At 73.1% G+C, this 23,349-nt stretch carries 19 protein-coding genes; 14 read left to right on the top strand and 5 right to left on the bottom strand.

Annotation, left to right across the window (positions count from 1 at the left end):
- Positions 1 to 109: 109 nt before the first annotated feature.
- Positions 110 to 835, bottom strand: a complete 726-nt coding sequence (locus OG982_RS02970; RefSeq protein ID WP_266947883.1) for a class I SAM-dependent methyltransferase — start codon at positions 833 to 835, stop codon at positions 110 to 112.
- 1,111 nt (positions 836 to 1,946) lie between these two features.
- On the opposite strand from OG982_RS02970, the gene OG982_RS02965 reads away from it, so the two are divergent.
- The 5 genes from OG982_RS02965 to OG982_RS02945 all read left to right on the top strand — a co-directional run bounded on the left by OG982_RS02965 (position 1,947) and on the right by OG982_RS02945 (position 6,967).
- On the top strand, positions 1,947 to 2,765 hold the full coding sequence (locus tag OG982_RS02965; protein ID WP_266792250.1) for a chitosanase: 819 nt from the start codon (positions 1,947 to 1,949) through the stop codon (positions 2,763 to 2,765).
- Positions 2,766 to 3,187: 422 nt separating this feature from the next.
- Entirely contained in the window at positions 3,188 to 3,541 is a 354-nt protein-coding gene (locus OG982_RS02960) for a DUF805 domain-containing protein (protein ID WP_266790012.1), read from the top strand.
- 216 nt (positions 3,542 to 3,757) lie between these two features.
- The gene (locus OG982_RS02955; RefSeq protein WP_266790014.1) at positions 3,758 to 5,977 is read left to right on the top strand and encodes an NADP-dependent isocitrate dehydrogenase; all 2,220 of its coding nucleotides are present in this window, start codon (positions 3,758 to 3,760) and stop codon (positions 5,975 to 5,977) included.
- A gap of 152 nt (positions 5,978 to 6,129) precedes the next feature.
- On the top strand, positions 6,130 to 6,666 hold the full coding sequence (locus OG982_RS02950; RefSeq protein ID WP_266790015.1) for a GNAT family N-acetyltransferase: 537 nt from the start codon (positions 6,130 to 6,132) through the stop codon (positions 6,664 to 6,666).
- 91 nt (positions 6,667 to 6,757) lie between these two features.
- A complete protein-coding gene (locus OG982_RS02945; protein WP_266790017.1) occupies positions 6,758 to 6,967 on the top strand; it encodes a hypothetical protein in 210 nt (69 codons plus the stop codon).
- A gap of 3 nt (positions 6,968 to 6,970) precedes the next feature.
- Here the strand turns inward: OG982_RS02945 and OG982_RS02940 are convergent, their stop codons facing one another.
- Positions 6,971 to 7,429: a hypothetical protein gene (locus OG982_RS02940; protein WP_266790019.1), complete on the bottom strand. Its 459-nt coding sequence runs from the start codon at positions 7,427 to 7,429 to the stop codon at positions 6,971 to 6,973.
- 157 nt (positions 7,430 to 7,586) lie between these two features.
- Between OG982_RS02940 and OG982_RS02935 the strand changes: the two genes are divergently transcribed.
- Positions 7,587 to 8,522 (top strand): cation diffusion facilitator family transporter, encoded by a 936-nt coding sequence (locus tag OG982_RS02935; protein ID WP_266947882.1) that lies wholly within the window; start codon positions 7,587 to 7,589, stop codon positions 8,520 to 8,522.
- A gap of 19 nt (positions 8,523 to 8,541) precedes the next feature.
- Here OG982_RS02935 and OG982_RS02930 read toward each other — a convergent pair whose 3' ends face one another.
- Positions 8,542 to 10,785, bottom strand: coding sequence for a germacradienol/geosmin synthase (locus OG982_RS02930; RefSeq protein ID WP_266947881.1), 2,244 nt, complete (start codon positions 10,783 to 10,785; stop codon positions 8,542 to 8,544).
- 14 nt (positions 10,786 to 10,799) lie between these two features.
- On the bottom strand, positions 10,800 to 12,200 hold the full coding sequence (locus OG982_RS02925) for a family 2B encapsulin nanocompartment shell protein (protein ID WP_266790025.1): 1,401 nt from the start codon (positions 12,198 to 12,200) through the stop codon (positions 10,800 to 10,802).
- Between the two features lie 263 nt (positions 12,201 to 12,463).
- Between OG982_RS02925 and OG982_RS02920 the strand changes: the two genes are divergently transcribed.
- The 5 genes from OG982_RS02920 (at position 12,464) to OG982_RS02900 (ending at position 19,620) form a co-directional block, all read left to right on the top strand.
- A complete protein-coding gene (locus OG982_RS02920; protein ID WP_266790027.1) occupies positions 12,464 to 13,807 on the top strand; it encodes a hypothetical protein in 1,344 nt (447 codons plus the stop codon).
- 102 nt (positions 13,808 to 13,909) lie between these two features.
- A complete protein-coding gene (locus tag OG982_RS02915) occupies positions 13,910 to 15,091 on the top strand; it encodes a family 2 encapsulin nanocompartment cargo protein terpene cyclase (protein WP_266790029.1) in 1,182 nt (393 codons plus the stop codon).
- Positions 15,088 to 16,512, top strand: a complete 1,425-nt coding sequence (locus tag OG982_RS02910) for a family 2B encapsulin nanocompartment shell protein (protein WP_266947879.1) — start codon at positions 15,088 to 15,090, stop codon at positions 16,510 to 16,512. Before OG982_RS02915 ends, OG982_RS02910 begins: the two co-directional genes overlap by 4 nt.
- A gap of 89 nt (positions 16,513 to 16,601) precedes the next feature.
- Positions 16,602 to 18,305 carry a glycoside hydrolase family 71 protein gene (locus OG982_RS02905; RefSeq protein WP_266947878.1) on the top strand — a complete coding sequence of 568 codons (1,704 nt, stop codon included), beginning with the start codon at positions 16,602 to 16,604 and terminating at the stop codon, positions 18,303 to 18,305.
- 172 nt (positions 18,306 to 18,477) lie between these two features.
- Entirely contained in the window at positions 18,478 to 19,620 is a 1,143-nt protein-coding gene (locus OG982_RS02900; RefSeq protein ID WP_266947877.1) for an aminotransferase class V-fold PLP-dependent enzyme, read from the top strand.
- 4 nt (positions 19,621 to 19,624) lie between these two features.
- Here OG982_RS02900 and cobF read toward each other — a convergent pair whose 3' ends face one another.
- Positions 19,625 to 20,377, bottom strand: coding sequence for a precorrin-6A synthase (deacetylating) (cobF, locus tag OG982_RS02895; protein WP_266790037.1), 753 nt, complete (start codon positions 20,375 to 20,377; stop codon positions 19,625 to 19,627).
- An 18-nt stretch (positions 20,378 to 20,395) separates the two neighbouring features.
- Here cobF and OG982_RS02890 point away from each other — a divergent pair, with 18 nt between their 5' ends.
- The 3 genes from OG982_RS02890 to OG982_RS02880 are packed head-to-tail and all read left to right on the top strand — an operon-like array spanning position 20,396 to position 23,348.
- The gene (locus OG982_RS02890) at positions 20,396 to 21,151 is read left to right on the top strand and encodes a (Fe-S)-binding protein (RefSeq protein WP_266947876.1); all 756 of its coding nucleotides are present in this window, start codon (positions 20,396 to 20,398) and stop codon (positions 21,149 to 21,151) included.
- 20 nt (positions 21,152 to 21,171) lie between these two features.
- Complete coding sequence (locus tag OG982_RS02885; RefSeq protein WP_266949854.1) at positions 21,172 to 22,719, top strand: lactate utilization protein B; 1,548 nt, start codon at positions 21,172 to 21,174, stop codon at positions 22,717 to 22,719.
- Positions 22,716 to 23,348 carry an LUD domain-containing protein gene (locus OG982_RS02880; RefSeq protein ID WP_266790041.1) on the top strand — a complete coding sequence of 211 codons (633 nt, stop codon included), beginning with the start codon at positions 22,716 to 22,718 and terminating at the stop codon, positions 23,346 to 23,348. The genes OG982_RS02885 and OG982_RS02880 overlap by 4 nt, the downstream gene beginning before the upstream one ends.
- The last annotated feature ends 1 nt before the right edge of the window (position 23,349 follow it).

Raw genomic sequence — 23,349 nt, 5'->3', positions numbered from 1 at the left:
AAGTGGCGCTTGGCCGGCGGCGTCCGGCGTCGCGCCTCGCCGCGGGCCTGACTGGCGCCACTGTGACGACAGGCCCCAGGGGGCCTGGGCGCGTCCGCGATGGCCACCCCTAGGTGGACGCGGACGCGGACGTGGGCGCGGACGCGGAGGCGGACGTGGGCGTGGGCGTGGGCGCGGACCTGCGCGCCCGGGCCACGAAGTGGGTGCCGGCGTCCTCGTACTCGGCCAGCCGCCAGCCCGTCGCGTGCAGCGCAGGGCGGAGGTTCGGCTCGGCGAGCGGGTCGTCGGGGCTGACGGCGCGGCCGTGCCGGGCGGCCCGTTCGGCACGGCCCGACGGGTGGAACAGCAGCAGCTCCGCGCCCGGGGCCGATACGCGGGCCCACTCGGTCAACGCGGTGCGCGGCTGCGGGAGATGGTCGAGCAGACCGGCGGCGAAGATCCCGTGCACCGTGCCCGTCGGCAGCGGGAGCCGGCCGCAGTCGGCCACCAGCAGCCCGGCCGGGCCGCGCCGGCCCGCGCGGGCGGCGGCCGCGAGCATGGCCGGGGTCAGGTCCACGCCGAGCACCGTGCCGGCCGCCCCGACCCCCGCACGCAGCGCCGGCAGCGCCCGGCCGCTGCCGCAGCCCAGGTCCAGCACGGTCTGGCCGGGCCGCAGCCGCATCCGGGCCACGGCGGCCTCGTAGGCAGGGGTCTGGTAGGCGAACCGCTCCTCCCAGGCCTCGGCGCGCGGGGTGAAGAAGGCACGGGTGGCGGTGTGTTCGGCCCGGGCGGCGGTGAGCGCGGCGAAGTGGCGGAGCACCGGGGCGATGTCCGGGTCCCCGAGCGGGCTCGGCACCGCCCAAGCGCTCCCGCCGACCCGCCGGACGCCGCCGCTGCCGCTGCCCGACGGTGTCCCCCACCCCGGGCCCGGGTCCGCCCCCGGGCCGGGAGCCAGCACCGGCCCCGGTCCCGGCCCTGATCCGGCCCCAGCCCCAGTCCCTGCCCCGGCCCCAGCCCGGACCTCAACCCCGGTCCCGGTCCCGGCCTCCGTCCCGGCCCCGGCCTTGGTCCTGGCCTCAGCCCTAGCCCTAGCCCCGGACCCGGACCCGGCCTCAGCACCGGCCCCCGCCCTAGCCGTATCCCCGGCTCCGGACCCGGCCTCGGATCCGGCCCCGGGTAGCGGGCCGGGGTGCGCCACGGGTGCAGGGGCGGGCAGGGGGGCGGTGGGCGGGGGTGCGGGGAGGGTGGGAGGCGAGTCCGTTGCGGCCCGGTCCAGCAGCGGTGCCCCTTCGCCCAGGGCCAGTACCGGGACCTCGGCGGTCAGGGCCGCGCGCAGCAGCGGCAACGCCTCGGGCGCAGCGGCGGTCACGACGAGCGCGTCGGCGCCGGTGAGCGTGGCCGGAAGGGGATCCCCGTCGCCGGGCCGGCACAGATGCGTCCGTAGCCCGGCGGCCTCGAACACGGCCACCACCTCGGCGGGGAGCCCGGCGCCGGCGGAGTCCCCGGCGGCGCCCGGGGTCGATGCGGGGTCACCGATCACGACTACGGCCATCCGGGCCTCCACCCTCGCTTGCGGGCTCAGGCGGCCAGAGCAGGCCGCAGATGCGTAAGGATGCCGGATCCATCGCCGCATATGCCAGGGCCCCGCGCGCAGAACACCGCTGTCGGCGCGCGGGGACACCTCCCTCGGCTCCGGGGGCCGGCAGGGCGAGAGAGCCGCAAACGCGGTGCCGGTTCGCCTTCGGAGTGTGCCGTCAGTCAAGCAACCGGCGCGGCTTCCGGGCGACTGGTTTCGGACACGGAAAATGCGGCGGCGGCGCGCTCCCGGCCTGGTCAATGATCCAAACCGGCCGCCCCGGTCCAAGGGGTGTTCCCCGCTCCGGATGTCTGGTAGGAAAGTTTCCTAACGGAATCGCAAGCCTCAACTACCGCATGGAGGCCCTGTGTTCACTCCTCAGCGCAAGACGATGGCGTTCGGCGCCCTGCTCGGGACGGCGCTCCTCGCCGCCCCGATCGCGGCGCACGCGACGGCCGCTCCCGCCCCGGCACCCACGGCGGTGGCCCCGGCGGCGGCCGCCGTCGGGCTCGACGACCCGGCGAAGAAGGAGATCGCCATGCAGATCGTCTCCAGCGCCGAGAACTCCTCGCTGGACTGGAAGGCGCAGTACAAGTACATCGAGGACATAGACGACGGCCGCGGCTACACCGCCGGCATCATCGGCTTCTGTTCCGGCACCGGCGACATGCTCGACCTCGTCGAGTACTACACCCAGGTCAAGCCGGGCAACGTGCTCGCCAAGTACCTCCCGGCGCTGCGCAAGGTCGACGGCAGCGACTCGCACGCCGGCCTCGACCCGAACTTCACCAAGGACTGGGCGAAGGCGGCCCAGGACAGCGAGTTCAAGAAGGCCCAGGACCACGAGCGCGACCGGGTCTACTTCAACCCGGCCGTCAACCAGGGCAAGTCGGACGGGGTCGGCACGCTCGGCCAGTTCATCTACTACGACGCCATCGTCATGCACGGCGACGGCACCGACTCCACCAGCTTCCGCAACATCCGCAAGCGGGCGCTGTCCAAGGCCAAGCCCCCGGCCCAGGGCGGCAACGAGACCACCTGGCTGGGCGCCTTCCTCGACGCCCGCGTCTGGGCGATGAAGCAGGAGGAGGCGCACAGCGACACCAGCCGTGTCGACACCGCCCAGCGCGTCTTCCTCAAGAAGGGCAACCTGAACCTCAACACCCCGCTCGACTGGAAGGTCTACGGGGACTCCTTCCACATCGGTTGAACCGGCCGGTGAGTTCCCGGCGTCCCGGGCCGGACCCCCTGACCGGCGCGGGGCGCCGCGCCGGCGGGCGGCGCGGCTCCGCGGAGCCGTGACGACAGGTCGCGGACCCGTAACGATGTGGGCTCGGACGGGCCCGGTCCGCCGGTGACAAGGCTGCCCGCGCGCCGAGTTCGAAGCGCTCGGCAGCCACTGCGGCCACACGAAATGCCCGTTGTCACCCTTGTGTCCTCACCCCGTGTGACCCAGTACGACCGGTGGGTTCCAAGTGGCGCCCGATACCCGTGGTTTTGGTTGATGAACTCAAGGAATGCGGCTGTTCCGGCCTCTTGGGAACTGGCTTGACCGCCACGTAAGCGGGGCATAAGTTCTGCCCCGGCTTGCTCCAGCAGGACGGGCCGACGAACCGTCCTCTGGGGGGACCCATGAACTACTACACCGACGTCATGAAGAAGTACGCCACCTTCTCCGGCCGCGCGCGCCGCCAGGAGTTCTGGATGTTCTTCCTCATCAACTTCGGCATCGCGATCGTCCTGATGATCCTGGACGGTGTCTTCGGCACCTACCCGCTGCTCACGGGTATCTACGCCCTCGCCACCTTCCTGCCGAACCTGGCGCTCACGGTCCGCCGTCTGCACGACACCGGCAAGTCCGGCTGGTGGTACTTCGTCAGCGTCATCCCGCTCGTCGGCTTCATCTGGATCATCGTCCTCATGGCGACCGAGGGTCACGCTCAGCCGAACGCGTACGGCGTGAGCCCGAAGGCCGTCCAGGCCTGATCCGGCCCGTACGACCGAGTTCCTGAGCGCCGCCACTGGCTGGAAACAGCCGGTGGCGGCGTTTTCGCCGTTCCGGGGGGTCCCGAGCGGCTCCGGGGTGACGCGCGTCTCCCCCGGACTCGGGCAGGGGGCTGTCCAGAGCGGCCCGATCACGAGATATCTTGATGTCGAGCAATGTTGCAGACGAGAGACGCAGACTGTGGAGCGGAGCATCCGGTGACTGACTCGACCATCATCTACACGCACACTGACGAGGCCCCGGCCCTCGCGACGTATTCGTTCCTGCCTGTGATCCAGGCGTACGCGTCGACGGCCGGTGTGAATGTCGAGACCCGTGACATCTCCCTGGCCGGTCGGATCATCGCCAGCTTCCCCGAGCACCTGGAAGAGGGCCAGCGGATCGCGGACGCCCTCGCCGAGCTCGGCGAGCTGGCGAAGACGCCGGAAGCCAACATCATCAAGCTGCCCAACGTCTCGGCCTCGATCCCGCAGCTGAAGGCCGCGGTCGCCGAGCTCCAGGGCCAGGGCTACGCCCTCCCGGACTACCCGGACGACCCGAAGTCCGACGAGGAGCGCGAGATCCGCGCCCGCTACGACAAGGTCAAGGGCAGCGCCGTCAACCCGGTCCTGCGCGAGGGCAACTCCGACCGCCGCGCCCCCGCGTCGGTCAAGAACTACGCCAAGGCCCACCCGCACCGCATGGGCGCCTGGACCTCCGAGTCGAAGACGAACGTCGCCACCATGGGCGAGAACGACTTCCGCTCCACCGAGAAGTCCGCGGTGATGGCCGAGGCCGGCACGCTCCGCATCGAGCACGTCGCCGCCGACGGCACCGCCACCGTGCTGCGCGAGTCCGTACCGGTCCTCGCCGGCGAGGTCGTGGACGCGTCCGTCCTGCACGTCGACGCGCTGCGCACCTTCCTGAACGACCAGATCGAGCGTGCCAAGGCCGAGGGCGTCCTGTTCTCCGTGCACCTCAAGGCCACGATGATGAAGGTCTCCGACCCGATCGTTTTCGGCCACGTGGTCCGTGCCTTCTTCCCGAAGACCTTCGCCCGCTACGGCGAGACCCTGGCCGCCGCCGGCCTGTCCCCGAACGACGGCCTCGGCACCATCCTGAACGGCCTGGGCGCACTGCCCGACGCCGACGCGATCAAGGCCTCCTTCGACGCCGAGATCGCCGAGGGCCCGGCCCTCGCGATGGTCGACTCGGACAAGGGCATCACCAACCTGCACGTTCCGTCCGACGTCATCGTCGACGCCTCGATGCCGGCCATGATCCGTACCTCCGGCCACATGTGGGGCCCGGACGGCAACGAGGCCGACACCCTCGCGGTCCTCCCGGACAGCAGCTACGCGGGCGTCTACCAGACCGTCATCGACGACTGCCGCGCGCACGGCGCGTTCGACCCGGCCACCATGGGCTCGGTTCCGAACGTCGGCCTGATGGCCCAGAAGGCCGAGGAGTACGGCAGCCACGACAAGACCTTCGAGATCGCCGCCGCGGGCACCGTCCGCCTCGTCGACGCCGCGGGCAACACGGTCCTGGAGCAGGAGGTCGCCGCCGGCGACATCTTCCGCGCCTGCCAGACCAAGGACGCGCCGATCCAGGACTGGGTCAAGCTCGCCGTCACCCGCGCCCGCGCCACCGGCAACCCGGCCGTGTTCTGGCTGGACGAGGGCCGCGCGCACGACGCGCAGCTGATCGCCAAGGTCAAGACGTACCTCGCCGACCACGACACCGAGGGCCTCACCATCGAGATCCTCTCCCCGGTCAAGGCCACCGCGTACTCGCTGGAGCGGATCCGCCGCGGCGAGGACACCATCTCGGTGACCGGCAACGTGCTGCGCGACTACCTGACCGACCTGTTCCCGATCCTGGAGCTGGGCACCAGCGCCAAGATGCTGTCGGTCGTCCCGCTGATGAACGGCGGCGGCCTCTTCGAGACGGGCGCCGGCGGCTCCGCCCCGAAGCACGTCCAGCAGCTCGTCAAGGAGAACTACCTGCGCTGGGACTCCCTCGGTGAGTTCCTCGCGCTGGCCGTCTCCTTCGAGCACCTCGCGACCACCACCGGCAACGCCCGCGCCCAGGTGCTGGCCGACACCCTGGACCGTGCGACCGGCACCTTCCTCAACGAGGACAAGTCGCCGAGCCGCAAGCTGGGCGGCATCGACAACCGCGGCAGCCACTTCTACCTGGCCCTGTACTGGGCGCAGGAGCTGGCCCGCCAGACCGACGCCCCGAAGCTGGCGGCCGCCTTCGACCCGCTCGCCAAGACGCTGGCCGAGTCCGAAGAGAAGATCGTCGCCGAGCTGATCGCCGTCCAGGGCTCCCCGGCCGACATCGGCGGCTACTACCAGCCCGACGCCGCCAAGGCCGCGGCGGTCATGCGCCCGTCCGCGACGTTCAACCAGGCGATCGCGACCCTGGGCTGACGCCAGTGGCAGGCGGACTGACGTGAGCCGCCCGTAGTACCCGCTCCGCCCCGGCCGGCACCGCGCCCGGCCGGGGCGGAGCCGTGTCCGGGGCGGAACGGTCGGGGCGAAACCCGGTTGTGGGGCCTTCGATCAGCGGCTAGGAAGAGCCGGTGATCGAAGGACAGCTGACCGCGCTGCGCGCCCGGTACCCCGAAGACGTACCCGTACTCCACGCGGAGCTCTACGAGGACGTGGCGACGCGCTCGCGCGCCGACTCCCGGCCCTGGCGCCCGCGGGCCGCGGCCGCGGGCCACTCCCCGTACGAGCCCGCCGCCCCGGCCGACGACGCGGCGGTCTTCTCGGTGGTCGCGGCCGGCTCCGGGGAGCTCGCCGGCGAGGCGCTGCTGTGGGGCATCGACACCCACAACCGCGGTGCCCACCTCGGGATGTCCCTGCTGCCCGGCTGCCGGGGCCGGGGCTACGGCACGGACGTCGTGCGGCTGCTGTGCCACTACGGATTCACCGTGCGCGGGCTGCACCGGCTCCAGGTGGACACCCTCGCCGACAACACGGCGATGATCGGCGCCGCGATCCGGGCGGGCTTCACCCTCGAAGGCACCCTGCGGCGCTCGGCCTGGGTGTCCGGGGCCTTCGTCGACGAGGTGATCCTCGGACTGCCCGCCGACGAGTGGCGGCCCGCCGGCTGACACCTCGCCGGGCCGCCCCGACGCGCGCCCCTGGCGCCGGTGTTGACGGCTGCGTTAGCGTGCCCGCCCGGTATCGGGCCGCCTCCACTGGGTGGAGATCGGCCGGCAGCCCCGTACGGTGCGCTACCGCGCGTTCCTGAAGTCCCGCCCCCAGGGCCGGTGCCCGGAAGCGGTGTGGGCCGAGCTGCGGGCCCGCCGCCCCGCGACCGCACCCGCGCAGTCGCGCCCCGGTGGCACTGGCGGCCCCGGCGGCCTGCGGGCGCGGCTCGCCGGGCTGCTCGGGCTCGGCCGGCGGGGCTGAGCGTCAGAGGCGGTGGACGCGGCCCTGGCCGACGGCCAGCGGGTGCCGGCCGGCCGCGAGGATGCGCAGCCCGGGCGCGATCGTGAGCAGCGAGCGGAGCCAGGCGAGGGCCTCGGCGTCCAGCCGGCCGCTGTCGTCGAGGACGAGCAGCATGTCCCGCTCGGCGAGCCATGACGCGGCGTTCGCCGTCCCGCACGGCAGGAAGGGCATCCCGGGCAGGCAGCCCAGCGCGGCCACGAGTTCCCGTACGCCGGTGCGGTGTTCCAGGGTGAGGACCGCCGTACCGTCGCAGAAGTTGGAAGAGATCCGGTGCGCGATCTCCCGGACCAGCAGGCTCCGGGGCGCCCGGAAGCCGCCCGTCACCGTCAGGACCCGGCCCCGCCGCACGGCGGTGAGCAGCCGGGACAGCTCGGCTGACGTCGTCGGCAGTGTTCCGGCTCCGCCGGTTTCCCTCATCGGCACGATGCCCCCCATTGCATGCGTGACGTGTCCGCGGCAGAGGGTTGTTTCAGGCCGCGTGTGGATGATTATGCGTCAGTTCTCCCGTAAGACCAGGGGAATGTCGGACTCCGGGGAAATCGCCCGCGCCGCCGGGCGGGGCGGAGGGAGCTGTGGTCGGATGGTGATCATGGGCCATGACCACGGTGCACCCCCGGCCGCAGCCGGAACCCTCAGCGGGACCTATCGCAAGCGGCTGCTGTGGACCATCTGCATCAGCGTGTCGATCACCCTCGTCCAGGTGGTCGGCTCGGTCCTGTCCGGCAGCCTCGCACTGCTCGCCGACGCCGCCCACAGCCTCACCGACGCCATCGGGGTCTCCCTCGCCCTCGGCGCGATCACCCTCGCACAGCGCGCCCCCACCCCGCGCCGCACCTTCGGCTTCTACCGGGTCGAGATCTTCTCCGCCGTCCTGAACGCCGTCCTCCTCCTCGGCATCTTCGTCTGGGTCCTCTACACGGCGATCGGCCGGTTCAGCGAGCCCGTCGAAGTCAAGGGCGGGCTGATGTTCGCCGTCGCGGTGGTCGGCCTCGCCGCCAACGGGGTCGGCCTGTGGCTGCTGCGCGACGCCAAGGACCACAGCCTCAACCTGCGCGGCGCCTACCTGGAGGTGCTCGGCGACGCCCTCGGCTCCGTCGCCGTCATCATCGGCGGCCTGGTCATCCTCCTCACCGGCTGGGAGGCCGCCGACCCGATCGCCTCCATCGTCATCGGCCTGCTGATCGTCCCGCGCGCCTACGGGCTGCTGCGCGACGCGGGCCACGTCCTGCTGGAGGCCACCCCGCAGGACATGGACCTCGCCGACGTGCGCCGCCACCTCCTCGGACAGCCCGGCGTACTCGCCGTGCACGACCTGCACGCCTGGACCGTCACCTCCGGCATGCCGGTGCTCACCGCGCACGTCGTGGTCGCGGCCGAGACCCTGCGCGGCGAGGACCACGGCGCGCTGCTCACCCGGTTGCAGGCCTGCGTGGGCGGGCATTTCGACATCGCCCACTCCACGCTCCAGCTGGAGCCCGAGGGGCACGTCGAGGACGGGAACGCCCTGCACGCCTGAGCATCCGGGTCGTGTCCGGTCAGGTCGTCCAGGCGGGCCGGTGCGGCGCCGCGGGCAGTGGCCGGGACGCCGGCCGGTCCGGCGCCGCCGTCCGGCCGGCGTGGTGCCGCTTCAGATCCTCCTCGCGGTATCGACGCGTCCCCTCGTGCCAGCCGCCGATCGCCGCCATCCACCGCTTCAGCTCCTCCGCGTACCGGTCCATGGCCGCCCGGGCCGCCGCGTCGAGCCCGAGGTCGGCGTACATCACCGGGAACTCGTTCTCCAGGACGTGCTCGAACTGCCGCATCCGCGAGGTCATCAGGTCGTTCACCATGCCCAGCGCGGTCGGGTAGTCGCAGTCGAAGAAGGTCTCGGTGACGACGACCATGTTGTGCGCCTCGCCCTCGTACTCCACCTCCTTCTGGTACGAGTACACGTCGTTCATCAGCGCCGAGTAGTCGAAGGCGGCGGCCTCCAGGGACTGCACGGCCGCGCTCTGGTAGACCTCCGGCGGGACCACGTCCAGGTGCGTCATCCGGGCCAGCGCGATGGTCATCGGCGAGCCGAAGGTCACCCGCCGCATCTCCAGGTAGTCCACCGGGTCCGGCACCCGGTGCGCGGCCGTGTTCTCCAGCTCCCAGTGCCAGGCGTCGAGCACCCGGTCCATCGCCGTACGGAACAGCCGCCGCTGGGCCCCCGTCATCGGCGCGGCCGTGCGCCGCCACAGGTCCGCGAGCCCCCGCTCCATGGCGTTCACCGGGGTGATGGGCGGCGGAGCCGGGTCCAGCGGCATGAGGGAGCGCAGCCGCGCCGTCTGCGCCGCGGCCCCGGCCAGGTCGCGCGTCGCCCCGAACCGTCGCGGGTACACGTCGTCGGCGTACGTGCCCCAGCTCAGCCAGCCCGCGCTGATGTCCAGGGCCTCCGCCGAAGCCTCCGGGTCGATCCCGGCCGAGCACAGCGCGAAGTCGTACCCGGCGGCCTTCTCCTCCCACCAGTAGCCCTCGTCGAGGATCCCCATGGCCCGGTTCCAGTCGAGGAGCCGGGTCCGGGCCCCGGCCAGATGCGGGTTGAGGGGGACGGCGTACGGCAGGTAGAACTCCGGGATCACCGACGGGCCCACCGGTCGCGGGACGTGGCGGTGCCGGCGGGCGCGCTGCCCGCCGCCGGGCAGGCCGAGCAGCGCCTTGAGGCAGAGCGCCGCCGTGCCCGGTCCCGAGGGGCCGCCGGGGAGCCACGCGGGTGCCGGGACCGCCTGCGCGGCGGCCGGGTCCGTACCGCCCGTGCGCCCGTTCATGTAGCGGCTGGAGCGCATGTGCCATTCGTGGCCGCCGGACTGCCAGTCCTGGAGCCCGCGGGCGTAGGTGAGCACCGCCAGGACCTCGGCCGGGTCCAGGCCCGCCTTCGCGATCATCGGGGGCAGTTCGGTGAAGAAGGTGTGCTCGAACTGCTGGAGCCGGGAGGTGAGCAGCTCGTTCAGCCGGTCGGCCGCCTCCTGGGTGGTGCAGCCGAGGAAGTTCTCCAGCACCAGCACCCCGTTGCTGAGCTCGCCCTCCTTGCCCACCTCGCGCTGGTACGAGAAGAGGTCGTTGCGCAGGTGCACCGCGTCGGCGAAGCAGTCGCGCAGGACGCGCATCGGCCGCTCGGCGGAGACCGCCGCGGGTACCTCGGCGCCGACCGCGTGCTCGATGATCCCGGCCGACCAGGGCGCGCCGCCGACCTTGCGGCGCTGCTCCACGTACTCGACCGGGTTGGAGACGCGGCCGATGCTGATGTTGTCGAGCTCCCACAGCGACTCGGTCAGGAGGTTGCGGGTGCTGCGCGAGAAGCGGGCGATCCAGTCCGCCGAGTGCCCGGGGACGGTGCGGGCCCACAGGTCCGCGAGGCCGGCCTCCACCGGGTTCGTCGGCTCCGGGAGCGGGCCGGCGGCCTTCTCGGGCATGAAGAGGGCCAGGCGCTCCAGCGCGGCGCGGCCGCCGGCCCGGTCCCCGGAGCGTTTGAAGACCTCCAGGAACCAGTCGTCGAAGAAGAACACCCATACGTACCAGTCCGTGACCAGCGAGAGCATCGGCCCGTCGCACTCGGGGTGGGTGTAGGCGCAGAGCAGGGCGTAGTCGTGCGCCTCCAGGTCGGCGAGGTCCCAGATCCGGGAGCCCTCCAGCATCCCCCGGTCCCGGGCCCACGCGCGGGCGTGTGCCCGGGCCTCCTCCAGGTGCGGGTTGAGGCGCGCGGGGTGCGGGACGTAGAACTCGGGGAGTTCGAAGGGCTGTTGGTCCTGACGGTTCATCGTCGCGGCCGTCCTCAGTCGTCGAAGCGGGAGATCTCTACGTTCTCCAGGACCCCGACCGCGTCCGGGACCAGGATCGCCGCCGAGTAGTAGAGGCTCACCAGGTAGGAGATGATCGCCTGCTCGTTGATGTGCATGAACCGCACCGACAGGCCCGGCTGGTACTCGTCGGGCAGGCCGGTCTGGTGCAGGCCGATGACGCCCTCGTTGTCCTCGCCGGTCCGCACGACCAGGATCGAGCTGGTGCGCTCCCTCGTCACCGGGATCTTGTTGCAGGGCAGCAGCGGCAGGCCGCGCCACGAGGGCATCCGGTGCCCCTGGAAGTCCACGCTGTCCGGGTAGAGGCCGCGCCGGCTGCACTCGCGGCCGAAGGCGGCGATGGTGCGGGGGTGGGCCAGGAAGTACTGCGACCCGCGTCGGCGGCTGAGGAGTTCGTCGAGGTCGTCTGGGGTGGGCGGGCCGGTGCGGGTGTAGATCCGCTGCTCGTAGTCCGCGTTGTGCAGCAGTCCGAACTCCGGGTTGTTGACCAGCTCGCTCTCCTGGCGCTCCTTCAATGCCTCGACGGTCAGGCGCAGTTGCTGCTCCGCCTGGTTCATCGGGTGGTTGTAGAGGTCGGCGACGCGGGTGTGCACCCGCAGCACGGTCTGGGCGACGCTGAGTTCGTACTCGCGCGGGCTCAGGTCGTAGTCCACGTACGTGCCGGGCAGGAGGGGCTCCCCGACGTGGCCGGAGGACAGGTCCACGGCGTCGCTGCCCTTGCGGCCGACGCGCTCGGCCTCCAGGTAGGCCTCGGCGTGCCGGCGCAGCGCGGGCGAGGCGTTCAGGGCCGCGTCCCAGTCGCCGCGGTTGTACGTCATCGTCACCACGTCGGTCTGCGCCCGGGCGGTGAACTCCCAGCGGGAGTCGGGCAGCGGGTGGTGGCCGAAGTGGTCGCCGTCGCTGAGGACGTCGAGAGCGGCCTCCTCCCCGTACGCGGTGGGGGCCAGGCGCTCGATCCGGCCGTGGGCGATCAGGAAGATCTTGTCGACGGGCTCGCCGCGCCGGACGATGACGTCGCCCTTGCGGAACTCCTCCTTGACGAACCGGTCCGCGATCGACTTGACCACCGCGTCGTCCGGGAAGTGCCGCAGCATCCCGAGCTCGCGCAGCATGGCCGGGATGACGCGCAGTTCGGTGCCGGTCTTGACGAAGCTGATGCGGCCGTCGCCGAGGGTGTAGCTCACGGTGCGGTTGACGCGGTACGTGCCGCCGCCGGTCTGCACCCAGGGCAGGATCCGCAGCAGCCAGCGCGAACTGATGCCCTGCATCTGCGGGGCGGACTTGGTCGTCGTCGCCAGGTTCCGGGCGGCCTCGGTGCTCAGGCTCTGGCGGGCGGCGGCGGTGGTTTCCTCGGTGGCGGCCGGGTCGACTGACATGAAGGTGTTCCTCTCGGTCGGTCTACGGGTGATCAGCCCCGAGGGCCGGTGGGGGTGGCGTGCGGGGGTGACCGGAAGGGGGGCTACCGCTCCCGAGTGATCTGCCGTGCTCCCGCACGCCACCGGACACGCGGTGTGACCGCGTGTCCCCGCGTGCACACGTCTTAGTTAGGGGCAGGGCGGCCTCACCCGGTACATCCGTTCCGGCCCCACCCTGTTGAATGTCCAACCGTGTTGAAACGCTGGACACCTGTACGAGATGGGTGATTCTCATCGCCAAGCGTGAACCCAACGGACGACTGCGCACCCTCCTCGCCGACGCTCGCTGGAGCGGTCAGGACTTCGCCCGCGCCGTCAACGGCGTGGCCGCCGAGACCGGCCTCACCCTCCGCTACGACCGCACCTCCGTCTCCCACTGGCTCGCGGGCACCCGCCCGCCGGCCCACGTCGTCGCCCTCGCCGCCGAGGCCCTCAGCCGCCGGACCGGCCGGCGGGTCAGCGCCGCCGACACCGGGCTCGCCCGGGCCGCCCGGGCCGCCCGGCCCTCCCCGGCCGAGGGGGCCCCCGAGCGCCCGGGCCCCCTCGCCGCCGTGTCGCTCGCGGTGGGGGCCCGGCCCGAATGCGGGACCGGGCTGCTCGGCGAGATCCCCGTCTACTCCTCCGCGTGGCGGCCCACGGAAGCGACACCGCCGACGGCCTCCCCCGCCGGGCGGGGCGGAGACCGGATCGGCCAGCACCACGTAGAGGCGGCGGACGCGGTGCTGCCCGTCTTCCGGGGCGCCGACATGATGTTCGGCAGCGGACACGCCCGCGCGGCCCTGATCGCCTACCTCACCACCACCGTGGCCCCGTGGCTGCGGGCCGACGCGCCGCCCTCGGTACGCCACCGGCTGCTCGGCAGCACCTGCCGGCTCGCCTACACGGCCGGGTTCCTGTGCTTCGACAGCAACCAGCAGGGGATGGCCCAGGCCTACTACCGCGCCGCCCTGCGGCTCGGGCGCGAGGCCGGGGACCCGCAGTGCCACGCGCCCGTACTGCGCGGGATGAGCGTCCAGGCGTACCACCTCGGCCACCGCAAACAGGCCCTGGAGCTGGCCGAGGCGGCGGCCCGCGAGCTGCCCCGGCTCCCGGACGTCCAGGCGGCCTTCGTCACCGGACAGCTCGCGGTCGCCGAGGCGGGCTGCGGGGACCGGCGCGCGGCCCTGAACCACCTGACGTGTGCGCAGCGGCTGCTGGAGCGCTCCGACGGGCAGTCCGCGCCGATCGGGGCCTACCACCGGGCGGCCCTCGCCCACCAGCAGGCGGAGGCGCTGGCCGCGCTCGGGGACCTCAAGGGCGCCATCGTCGCGCTCACCTCCTCGCTGCGGCACCGGCCGCCCGCCGAGCGCCGGGCCAGGGCGATCACCGCGGCCCGGCTCGCCGAACTCCACCTGGAACGCGGGCACCTGGAACGAGCCTGCGCGGCCTGGCACGAACTGCTCGACGTCGTACCGCAGTTGGAATCCGCCCGAGTGAGCGACGCGCTGCGCCGGATGCGGGCGCGGCTGCGGACCGTGCGGGGGAGCGGGGTGGTGCGGCCGCTGCTGGAGCGGGCCGGGGTGTCCTGAGCGTCGTACATCCGTGCAGAGCTTCAACCCCGGCGGATTTTCAACACGGCCGCAGCCGCCGCGGGTTCCGGTCCGGCGGGCCCGCGCCGCACTGTCGATGCCATGCAGACGCACCCGCCCGCCTCCGCCCGCTCCCGTGCCGCGCTGCTGGAGCGGCTGCGCGGCGGCCCGGCCGGCTTCGGCACCGCCTCCCTACGGGTCCCGCCCGCCTCCCTCCGGGTCCCGCCCGCCGCCCGGCCCGGCGCGAACCGCCGCCCGGGCAGCGGGGGCGGCGGCGGGAACGGTGAGGTGCCCGAGCTGTACTGTCCGCCGGCCCTGCGCGAGCACGACGCGCTCGCCCGCGAGATCGACGACCGGCTCATCGAATGGGCCGAGCACACCGGCCTCTACGAGGGCCGGCTCGACGACGTCCGGGCGCTCTCCCTCGGCCGGTACTTCGTCCTGGCCTTCGCCCACGTCCACGACCCCGACCGGCTGCTCGCCCCCGCCAAGTGCACCCTCGCCCAGTGGGCCTCCGACGACTACTACTGCGACGACGACTCGGCCGGAGCCGACCCGCTGCGCATCGCCACCAACCTCTCCCTGGCCAACGCCGCCGTCGACCCCGCCTACCTCCCCGCCCGCTACGCGCCCGGCCACGAGGACACGCTGCGCGCCGACCCGGTCCTCGTGGCCTTCCGCTCCAGCGCCGCGCACCTGAAGCAGTACGCCACCTGGTCCCAGATCACCCGCTACCGCCACGAGCTGGCCGCCCTGTGGTCCGGCTACACCGCCGAGGCCGGCTGGCGCGTCACCGGCCGCACCCCCTCCGTCCAGGAGTTCCTCACCGTCCGCCAGGACAACAGCTTCCTCCCGGTCATGGTGATGCTCGACGCCGCCGGGGGCTACGAACTGCCCGTCGAGACGTACGGCGACCCGCGCGTGCGGGGCGCCGTCCTGAAGGCAGCCTCCGCCGGCGTCGTCGTCAACGACCTCTACTCCATGCGCCGCGAGGAGCAGGGCACGGCCGTCAGCTACAACCTGCCCTCCCTGATCCAGGCCGAGGACGGCTGCACCCGCGAAGAGGCCGTCCGCCGCTCCGCCGACATCCACGACGAGCTCGTCCACGCCTTCGAGGACGAGTCCGCCGCCCTCGCCGCGGCCGGCTTCCCGCCGCTGACCCGCTACCTGGCCGACGTATGGGCCTGGCTCGGCGGGAACCTCGAATGGCACCGCACCTCCGCCCGCTACCACGCCGAGCCGGCCACCGGCAGCGGCCCGACGCAGGAGGGGACTCCGGCATGACCACACCCGAATCCACCGCGCCCCCGGCCGGGGCGGCAGCCGGCGCGCCGCGCCAGGCCCTGAGCACCGCCGCCGCCCGCAACCTCGCCACGACCACCAAGTCCACGCCCCAGATGCAGGGCATCAGCTCCCGCTGGCTGCTGCGCATGCTGCCCTGGGTCGACGTGAACGCCGGCACCTACCGCGTCAACCGCCGCCTCAGTCACGCCGTCGGCCGCGGCCGGGTCTCCTTCGTCCAGTCCGGCGCCGACGACGTGCGGATCCTCGCGCCCACCCTGGCCGAACTCCCCACCCTCAAGGGCTTCCCGGAGGAGCCGGTCCTCGCCGACCTCGCGGCCCGCTTCGTCAAACGCGACCTGCGCCGCGGCGACACCCTGGTCGAGGCCGGCGCCCCCGTCGAGGAGGTCTTCGTCATCGCCCACGGCCGCTTCGAGAAGCGGGCCCCGGGCAAGTACGGCGCCGTGGACCTCATCGGCGTCGCCGCCGACGGCGACCAGCTCGGCGACGACGCCCTCGGCCGGCCCGCGCCGACCTGGGACTACTCCGTCGTGGCCACCACCGCCGCGACCGTGATGGTGCTGCGCTGGCGCTCCTTCCAGGAGGTGCTGGACCGCTCCGCCTCCCTGCGCGCCCACCTGGAGCGGTACGTGGAGAACGGCCGCCGCCCGGTCAACCGGCGCGGCGAGGCCGACATCGAACTCTCCTCCGGCCACGAGGGCGAGCACGTCCTGCCCGCCACCTTCGTGGACTACGACCTCAGCCCGCGCGAGTACGAACTCTCCCTCGCCCAGACCATCCTGCAGATCCACACCCGGGTCACCGACCTCTACAACGACCCGATGAACCAGTTCGAGCAGCAACTGCGCCTGACCGTCGAGGCGATGCGCGAACGACAGGAGTCGGAGCTGCTGAACAACCGGGAGTTCGGGCTGCTGCACAACGCCGCCTACGAACAGCGCATCAGCACCTGGTCCGGCCCGCCCACCCCCGACGACATGGACGACCTGCTCAGCATGCGGCGCGGCACCCGGTTCTTCCTGGCGCACCCCAAGGCCATCGCGGCGTTCTTCCGCGAGTGCAACAAGCGCGGGCTCTCCTTCGACACCACCCAGGTCGAGGGCCGCACCGTACCGGCCTGGCGGGGCGTGCCCGTGCTGCCCTGCGGCAAGATCCCGATCACCGGCGGCCACACCAGCTGCGTCCTCGCGCTGCGCACCGGCGAGGACAACGAAGGAGTCATCGGCCTGACCCAGACCGGCATCCCGGAGGAGTACGAACCCGGCCTGAACGTCCGCTTCATGGGCATCGACCAGAAATCGATCATGTCCTACCTGGTGAGCGCCTACTACTCGACCGCGATCCTCGTCCCCGACGCCATCGGCATCCTGGAGAACGTGGACATCGCGGCCGCCCGCTCCTGAGCGATCCGGCGGTTGTCCGGCAGCCGGTCATCGGCTGTACTGCTGTGCGAACCCCAACGCGGGGGCGGGCGCAGGGGGAGGGGCTCACGATGGCAGCGGACAGGCGACCGGACGGGCGGACCGAACGTCGGGCGAGGCCCCCGTCGCACCGCCGCCGCCCGGGCTTCCCGGGGCGCCGGCCCCTGCTGGCCCTGCTGATCTCCGCCTTCCTGCTCGTCGGCGTCCTCGCCGCCGCCGGCATCGCCGAGGACCTGTTCCCATCCGGCTCCCGCCCGCTGGCAGCCGCCCCGGGTGCGGCGCCCTCGCGGCCCGGCGCACCCACGACGGCCGTCGCACCATCGAGAGCGCCGGAGCCGGGGGCCACCCCGAGCGCCAAGACGCCGGATCCGGGCGCCACCCCCGCCGCCACGGACCCCGGGGCCCCGCGCCCCGCCGGGCTGCTGCCCTTCGACATGCCCCAGCCGGCCGCGCTGCGCTCCGGCAAGGCGGGCGGGAAGCTGGTGTTCGCCCACTACTTCACCCCGTACCCGCTCTCCCTCGACAACGCGAGCGCCAACGGCGACTACTACACCCGCAACTACCTCGAACCGGGTGGCGAGGACGGGAAGCACCAGCGCTACGGCGGGCTGCTGCGCGACCGCCCGCTGCCCGTGCCGCCCAAGGAGGGCGACTGGGAGTACGCCAACCTCCAGCAGGAGGTCCGGACCGCCCGCGCCGCCGGGATCGACGGGTTCACCCTCGACCTGCTCTCCCTCTCGGGCAAGAACTGGGAGCGCTCCAACCTCCTGATGGAGGCGGCCCGTTCGGTGGACCCCGGTTTCCGGATCATGCTGATGCCGGACATGACCTCGCTGAAGACGGACGACCCCGGTGTCCTCGCCGACGCCGTCGCCGCCCTCGGCAAGTACCCCGCCGCGCACCGGCTCGGCGACGACCGGCTCGTCGTCTCGCCGTTCAAGGCGGAGGAGAAGAGCGTGGCCTGGTGGACCCGGGTCCTCGGCCTGCTCGACTCCAAGCACGGCATCCGCACCGCGTTCGTCCCCCTCTTCCTGGACTTCGGCGCGCACCACGGGGAGTTCGCCCCCATCAGCCACGGCTTCTCCGAGTGGGGCAGCCGCAGTTACGTGGGCCAGGAGAGCTCCACGCGCGACGCGCGCCGGGCGCACGGCATGGGCAAGATCTGGATGCAGCCCGTATCCGTGCAGGACGCCCGCCCCAACCAGGGCGTCTACGACGAGGCGGGCAACACCGCGACCCTGCGGGCCACTTGGGAGCACGCCATCGACGACGGCGCCGACTGGGTGCAGCTGACCACCTGGAACGACTACTCCGAGGGCAGCCAGTTCGCGCCCTCGCTGCACAACGGGTACACGTACCTGGACCTCACCTCCTACTACCTGACCCGCTTCAAGACCGGCGCCTGGCCGAAGATCGTCCGGGACACCCTGTACCTGACGGCCCGGACCCAGTTCGCGGCCGCCGCCCCGACGGGCACGCAGTCGCTGCTGATGTCCCCGCGCAAGGGCAGCGCCGCGCCCCGTGACACGGTGGAGGTACTCAGCTTCCTCACGGAGCCGGGGACCGTCCGTACGGCCGTCGGCCCGGCCAGGGGCTCCCACAGGGCACCGGCCGGGATCCACTCCGAACTGCTGCCGCTGAGGGCGGGCGCCGGCTCGGCGGAGGTGGTGCGGGGCGGCAGGGCGGTGACGGAGGTGAAGCTGCCGTATCCGGTGGACCACACCGTGGCGGTCCAGGACCTCCAGTACTACGCGGCGACGAGCGGCCGCGAGTAGCGCACGCGAGTAGCACGCGAGTTGCGCACGCGAGTTGCGCACGCACGGCAGGTGCGGCGCCGCTGCCGGGCGCACGGGTCCGGGCGGAGCCCGGTTTCGGGAAGCGGCAGGGTGGGGAGAGGCTCCGCGCAGCGGGCCACCCACAGGACCCGCGCGAGCGAGGGAGGCACCCGTGTCCGAGCAGGCACACCCCGTTGCGTTCCCCGGCGGGCCGGCCCTGTTCCGCCTGGACCCCGGCACCGCCCACCTCAACCACGGCTCCTTCGGCGCGGTCCCGGTCCCCGTCCAGGAAGCCCAGGCCGCGCTCCGGGCCGAGGCCCACGAGGACCCGGACGCCTTCTTCGTCGGCGTGGCGCAGCGGATCACCGCCGCCCGCACCTGCGTCGCCGCGCACCTCGGCGCCGACCCCGACGGGATCGCCTTCATCGCCAACGCCACCGAGGGCGCCAACCTGGCCCTCGACGCCGTCCCACTGGCCGAGGGCGACGAGATCCTGGTCACCGACCACGGCTACGGCACCGTCGTCGCGGCCGCCGCCCGCCGCGCCCCCGTCACCACCGTGCCGCTGGACCCGTTCCTGCCCGACGAGGACGCCGTACGCGAGGCGGTGCTGGCCGGCGTGACGCCCCGTACCAAGGTCGCGGTCCTCGACCACATCAGCTCGCCCACCGCCCGCCTCATCGCCACGCCCCGGCTCCTCGCCGAACTCGCGGACCTCGGGATCACCACCGTGGTCGACGGCGCGCACGCCCCCGGCATGATCGCGGACCCGCTCGCGGGCGGCGCCGACTTCTGGTTCGGGAACCTCCACAAATGGGGCTACGCCCCGCCCGGCACGGCCGTCCTCGCCGTCGCCCCGCGCCACCGCGCCCGGATCCGGCCCCCGGTGCCTTCCTGGGAGGACGCGCACGGATTCCCGCGCTCCGTCGAATACCGTGCCACCGCCGACTACACCGGCTGGCTCGCGGCCCCGGAGGGGCTGGAGCTGCTGGAGCGCCTCGACGCCGCCAAGGTACGCGCCCACAACGCCGCCCTCGCCGCCCACGGAGCGGCCCTGCTCGCCCGGATCCCCGGGCTCACCCCGCTCCCGTACACCGAGGGCCTCGCGATGCGCGCGCTGCGGCTGCCGCCCGGGGTCGCCGAGACGCCGGAGAGCGCCCGAGCCCTGCGCGAGGAGCTGGCGGCGCGGCTGCGCGTCCGGGTGCTGATCTGGCCCTGGCCGGGCGGCGGCGGCATCCGCGTCTGCGGGCAGATCTACAACCGCCCCGAGGAGTACGAACGCCTCGCCGCCGCGCTCCCGGCCTTCCTGGGGTGAGGCGTCAGCTACGCCGGAGCAGGTACGTGTCCATGATCCAGCCCTTGCGGGCGCGGGCCTCGGTCCGCAGCTCCTCGATCCGGCCGGACACCTCCGCGAGCCTGCCCTGGACCAGGATCTCGTCCGGGGTGCCGACGTAGGCACCCCAGTAGATGTAGAGGTCCTTGTCGAGGTGGGCGGTGAAGGCGTGCCGCGCGTCCAGCATCACCACCACGTCGTCCACGTCCTGCGGCCAGCCCTCCGCGAGCCGCCGGCCGGTGGTGATCTGGACCGGGCGGCCGACCCGGTTCAGGTTGGTCCGGTGCCGGGCCAGCAGCGAGGAGATGCTGCTGATGCCGGGCACGACCTCGTGCTCGAAGGACACCCGGCCGCGCTCCAGCACCTCGTCCAGGATCGCGAGCGTGGAGTCGTAGAGCGAGGGGTCGCCCCACACCAGGAACGCCCCGGTCTCGCCCTCCGCCAGGTCCTCGGCGATGAACCGCTCGAAGAGGGCGGCGCGGGCGCTGCGCCAGCCGTCCACGGTCGGGGTGTAGTCCGCCGGGGCCCGGTCCCGGTCGGGGTCGCGGCCCTCCACGAGCCGGTGGCCGGGGCGGGCGTGCTCGTCGAGCATGGCGCGCCGCAGCCCGGTCAGGTCCGCCTTCTCCTCGCCCTTCTCCAGGATGAGGAACGCGTCCGCCCTGCCGATCGCCTTGACCGCTTGGAGGGTCAGGTGGTCCGGGTCGCCCGCGCCTATGCCGATCACTGAGAACTTCTTCACCCGGCTATTCTGCCCGTCATGCGTGCCGCCCTGTTCGTCACCTGCGTCAACGACGCGCTCTACCCGCGCACGGGCATCGCCGTCGTACGCCTGCTGGAGCGGCTCGGGGTCGAGGTGGACTTCCCCGCGGGCCAGAGCTGCTGCGGCCAGCCGCAGTACAACACCGGATACCGGCACGAGGCCGAACCGCTGGTACGGCGTACCGCCGCGGCCTTCGACGGGTACCCGTACGTGGTCACCCCCTCCGGGTCCTGCGCGGCGATGATCCGCGAGCACTACCCGCGGATCGGGCGGAAGGCGGCCGCCGAGGGGCGGGGCGCGGAGCTCGCCGAGGCGGCGGCGTCACTGGCTCCGAGGGTCTACGAGCTGACCGAGTTCCTGGTCGACGTGCTCGGGGTGACCGATGTGGGCGCGTACTTCCCGCACACCGTCACCTATCACCCGTCCTGCCACGGCCTGCGTGGCCTCGGGCTCGGGGACCGGCCGCGCAGGCTGCTGGCCGCGGTCGGGGGCCTGGAGCTGGTGGAGCTGCCCGGGGCCGAGGAGTGCTGCGGGTTCGGCGGCACGTTCGCCGTCAAGAACCCGGCCGTGTCGGCCGCCATGGGCGCCGACAAGATCGCGAGCGCCACCGCCACGGGCGCGGCCGTGCTGTGCGGGGCCGACAACTCCTGCCTCGCCCACCTCGACGGCATCCTGCGCCGGCGGGGCGCCCCGCTGCGGGCCCTGCACCTGGCCGAGATCCTGGCCGCGACGGAGGAGGAGGCGCCGCTGTGACTGGCGGCACGTTCATCGGGATGCCGGCCTTTCCCGAGGCGGCGAAGGATGCCGTCGGGGACGAGGTGCTGCGGGCCAACCTCCGGCACGCGACGCACACCATCCGCGACAAGCGCGCCCGGGCGGTGGCGGAACTGGCGGACTGGGAACTGCTGCGCGCCGCAGGGAAGGCCGTCAAGGACCAGACGCTCCGTCACCTCGACCGGTACCTGCTCCAGTTGGAGGAATCGGTGACCGCCGCCGGCGGGGTCGTCCACTGGGCCGCCGACGCCGAGGAGGCCAACCGGATCGTGACCGGCCTCGTGCGCGCCACGGGCGAGCGCGAGGTCGTCAAGGTCAAGTCCATGGCCACGCAGGAGATCGGCCTCAACGAGGCCCTGGAAGCCGCCGGGATCGCCGCGTACGAGACCGACCTCGCCGAGCTGATCGTCCAGCTCGGCCGCGACCGGCCCTCGCACATCCTGGTCCCGGCCATCCACCGCAACCGCGCCGAGATCCGGGACATCTTCGAGGCGGAGATGGGGAGTTGGGGCCGCGCGGCACCGGCCGGGCTCGGCGACGACCCGCGCGAACTCGCCGAGGCCGCGCGCCTGCACCTGCGCGAGAAGTTCCTGCGCGCCAAGGTCGCCGTCTCCGGCGCCAACTTCATGGTCGCCGAGACGGGCACCATGGTCGTCTTCGAGTCCGAGGGCAACGGCCGGATGTGCCTGACCCTGCCCGACACCCTGATCTCGGTCGTCGGCATCGAAAAGGTGGTCCCGACCTTCCGCGACCTGGAGATCTTCCTCCAGACACTGCCGCGCTCCTCCACGGCCGAGCGGATGAACCCGTACACGACGATGTGGACCGGCACCACGGACGGCGACGGCCCCTCCGCCTTCCACCTCGTCCTGCTCGACAACGGCCGCACCGACACCCTCGCCGACGAGGTCGGCCGCCAGGCCCTGCGGTGCATCCGCTGCTCCGCCTGCCTCAACGTCTGCCCGGTCTACGAGCGCGCCGGCGGCCACGCCTACGGCTCCGTCTACCCCGGCCCGATCGGCGCCATCCTCAGCCCCCAACTGCGGGGCACCGGCAGCGAGATCGATGCCTCGCTGCCCTACGCCTCCACCCTCTGCGGGGCCTGCTACGAGGTCTGCCCGGTCGCCATCGACATTCCGGAGGTCCTGGTCCACCTGCGCGAACGGGTGGTCCAAGGCGGCCCGGTGACCCGCGAGGGCATCCGCGTACGGATCCGCCCGGCGCGGGGCCATGCCGCCGAACGGGCCGCGATGCGCGCCGCCCGGCACCTCCTGGACCACCCGTGCGCGCTGCGCGCGGGGGAGCGGCTGCTGGCCCGGGCCCGCCGGCTGCGGCCGCGCCGGCTGCCGGGGCCCGGGCGGGCGTGGACGGACAGCCGCGAGCTGCCGGAACTCCCGGCGGAGCCGTTCCGCGACTGGTGGGCGCGGGAGCGGGGAGGCCGGGGAAGCCTGGGAGATACGGAAGGCCGGGGAGATCGGGGAGATACGGGAGATCGGGGAGACGTGGGAGACCGGGGAGATCGGCGAGACCGGGGAGGCCGGACGTGAGCAGCAGGGACCGCATCCTGGGCCGCATCCGCCGCGCCACGGCGACCGCCGCCCCCGCCCCCGCCGTCCCCCGGGACTACCTCCCGGTCCACGGCGCCCGCACCCCGGCCCAGACGGCGGCCCTCCTCGCCGCGAACCTCGCCGAGTACCGGGCGAAGGTGCACCGGACCGACGAGGACGGCCTCGCGCCCCTGCTGGCGCGGCTCCTGTCCGAGCGGGGCGCGCGGAGCGTCCTCGTACCGGCCGGGCTGCCGCCGCACTGGCTCCCGGCGGCGGATCCGACGCGGGTCCACGACCGGGCGGATTCCACCCCGTACGAACTGGACGCGGTCGACAGCGTGGTGACCGGCTGCGCCCTGGCGATCGCCGAGACCGGCACGATCGTCCTCGACGGCGGCCCCGGGCAGGGCCGGCGGCGCATCACCCTGATCCCGGACCACCACATCTGCGTGGTGCGGGTCCCTGACCAGGTCGTGGACTCCGTCCCGCGGGCGCTGCCGCTCCTGGACCCGACGCGCCCGCTGACCTGGATCTCCGGCCCCTCGGCCACCAGCGACATCGAGCTCGACCGGGTCGAGGGCGTGCACGGGCCCCGCACCCTGGAGGTCGTACTGCTCGGCGCACAATAGG

The sequence above is a fragment of the Streptomyces sp. NBC_01551 genome (assembly GCF_026339935.1).
GTDB lineage: Bacteria > Actinomycetota > Actinomycetes > Streptomycetales > Streptomycetaceae > Streptomyces.
This window is presented reverse-complemented; position numbering and strand designations above follow the sequence as displayed.

Excerpts from the sequence above, each read along its gene's own strand:
- OG982_RS02910 (WP_266947879.1), top strand. The coding sequence starts at position 15,088 with ATGACCACACCCGAATCCACCGCGCCCCCGGCCGGGGCGGCAGCCGGC.
- OG982_RS02885 (WP_266949854.1), top strand. The coding sequence starts at position 21,172 with ATGCCGGCCTTTCCCGAGGCGGCGAAGGATGCCGTCGGGGACGAGGTG.
- OG982_RS02915 (WP_266790029.1), top strand. The coding sequence starts at position 13,910 with ATGCAGACGCACCCGCCCGCCTCCGCCCGCTCCCGTGCCGCGCTGCTG.
- OG982_RS02890 (WP_266947876.1), top strand. The coding sequence starts at position 20,396 with ATGCGTGCCGCCCTGTTCGTCACCTGCGTCAACGACGCGCTCTACCCG.
- OG982_RS02960 (WP_266790012.1), top strand. The coding sequence starts at position 3,188 with ATGAACTACTACACCGACGTCATGAAGAAGTACGCCACCTTCTCCGGC.
- OG982_RS02930 (WP_266947881.1), bottom strand. The coding sequence starts at position 10,785 with ATGAACCGTCAGGACCAACAGCCCTTCGAACTCCCCGAGTTCTACGTC.
- OG982_RS02935 (WP_266947882.1), top strand. The coding sequence starts at position 7,587 with ATGGTGATCATGGGCCATGACCACGGTGCACCCCCGGCCGCAGCCGGA.
- OG982_RS02905 (WP_266947878.1), top strand. The coding sequence starts at position 16,602 with ATGGCAGCGGACAGGCGACCGGACGGGCGGACCGAACGTCGGGCGAGG.
- OG982_RS02965 (WP_266792250.1), top strand. The coding sequence starts at position 1,947 with ATGGCGTTCGGCGCCCTGCTCGGGACGGCGCTCCTCGCCGCCCCGATC.
- OG982_RS02925 (WP_266790025.1), bottom strand. The coding sequence starts at position 12,200 with ATGTCAGTCGACCCGGCCGCCACCGAGGAAACCACCGCCGCCGCCCGC.